Annotated in this window: 1 protein-coding gene and 2 pseudogenes; 1 reads left to right on the top strand and 2 read right to left on the bottom strand. The window is 65.9% G+C overall.

Annotation, left to right across the window (positions count from 1 at the left end):
• A pseudogene (locus tag MOV74_RS38055) lies at positions 1 to 619 on the top strand (caspase family protein); the annotation flags it as partial.
• A 35-nt stretch (positions 620 to 654) separates the two neighbouring features.
• On the opposite strand, the gene MOV74_RS38050 reads toward MOV74_RS38055, so the two are convergent.
• Complete coding sequence (locus tag MOV74_RS38050) at positions 655 to 1344, bottom strand: DUF1345 domain-containing protein (protein WP_246932635.1); 690 nt, start codon at positions 1342 to 1344, stop codon at positions 655 to 657.
• 6 nt (positions 1345 to 1350) lie between these two features.
• Positions 1351 to 1462: pseudogene (locus MOV74_RS38045) on the bottom strand (polyprenyl synthetase family protein); the annotation flags it as partial.

Raw genomic sequence — 1462 nt, 5'->3', positions numbered from 1 at the left:
CACCAACGTTGCGTCGCTGACGCCGGCGACCGCGCCGGCCGATCTCAGCCGCTCGGTGCAGACCGAGCTTGGCCGCGTCGGCTGCTTCTCAGGCGCCGCCGACGGCAACTGGAATACGTCCTCGCAGCGCTCGCTGTCGCAGTTCAACCGCTATGCCGGCACCAAGCTCGACGTGAAGATGGCAAGCACCGATGCGCTGGATGCGGTCAAAGCCAAGCCGTCGCGGGTCTGCCCGCTGGTCTGCGAGCACGGTTTCAAGGCCGATGGCGACAAGTGCACGAAGATCGTCTGCCGTGAGGGCTACGCGGTCAACGACGATAATGAGTGCGAGAAACAGCGCGCCGCCAAGCCGGCCAAGCCCGCAACGGCGAAGCGCGACGACAGTGATGAGCGTCCCGCCCGGCAGCGTCGTCAGGCCGGTGATGCCGCTGCCGGAGCTGCGGGTGGTTATGGTGGTGCGGCTGGCATTGCCGCCGCCGCTGGCGCCAGCCGTCGTTCGGGCGGCGGGCAGATGTTCTGCAACAACACCGGCTGCCGTCCTGTCAACCGCGGCTGCCATCTCGAATATCGCGGCGGTGGTGGCCCCGGCAACGACGCCAACGCCGAGGTTTGTCACTGACAATTGAAGTCGTCCCGGCGAACGCCGGGACGATGTCAGTTTGAGATCGCGCTTGCCGCGATGTTCACCGTCAGCGCCAGCAACGCCGTATTGTAGATGAATGAGACGATGCCGTGCGCCGTCGCGGTGCGGCGGATCGTCTTGTCGGTGATGCCGACGTCGGAGACCTGCGCTGTCATGCCGATCACGAACGAGAAATAGACGAAGTCCCAGTAGTCGGCGTGGTCTTCCTTGTCGCTGCTCGGGAATTGCAGGCCGCCGGGCTTGGCGTTCCTGTAATAGTCATGAGCGTAGTGCAGCGCGAAGGTGGTATGCACGGCGGCCCATGACAGCACGATCGTGGTGATCGCGATCGTGAGTTCCGTGGCGCCGCGATGGGTACCGAGCTCGGCGACGATCGCCGCGATGCTCGCGAACGCGCCGATCGCCGTGACCAGCAGGATCACGAAGCGGCCGTCGTCCTGCATCGCGGCGCTGCGGCGGATGTGCTGGTGGTCGTTGCAAAGCATCATCGCATAGACCAGCACGAGATAGACTGCGATCAGCGCATCCCAGCCGAGCACGAGCCGCGTCGTCAGCCGGGGTGAGCCCGGCATGAGCAGGCCGACGAGGATGCCGATACCAAGCGAGATGAATGTCCGCGGCCGCGCATAGATCAGCCGCATCGGCCGCGACATCTTGCGGAAGCGGGCGAGGGCGGGATCTTCTTTGCCCTCGGTTGCCATCGGTCGTCAGCTCTTCCGTTCGGCGACAAACCGCGCCGCTGCCTGCAGCACGGCGGCGCGATCGCCGAAGATCGACACCGCGCTGTCGGCCCGCGCGAGCAGATCGCGCACGCGCTGC

Origin of the sequence: Bradyrhizobium sp. SHOUNA76 (assembly GCF_023006445.1) — a bacterium.
Lineage (GTDB): Bacteria > Pseudomonadota > Alphaproteobacteria > Rhizobiales > Xanthobacteraceae > Bradyrhizobium.
The sequence above is the reverse complement of the archived record's forward strand: the minus strand, read 5'-3'. Positions and strand labels throughout refer to the sequence as shown.

Bases quoted from the DNA above. Each gene is read 5' to 3' on its own strand.
- MOV74_RS38050 (WP_246932635.1), bottom strand. From the start codon at position 1,344: ATGGCAACCGAGGGCAAAGAAGATCCCGCCCTCGCCCGCTTCCGCAAG.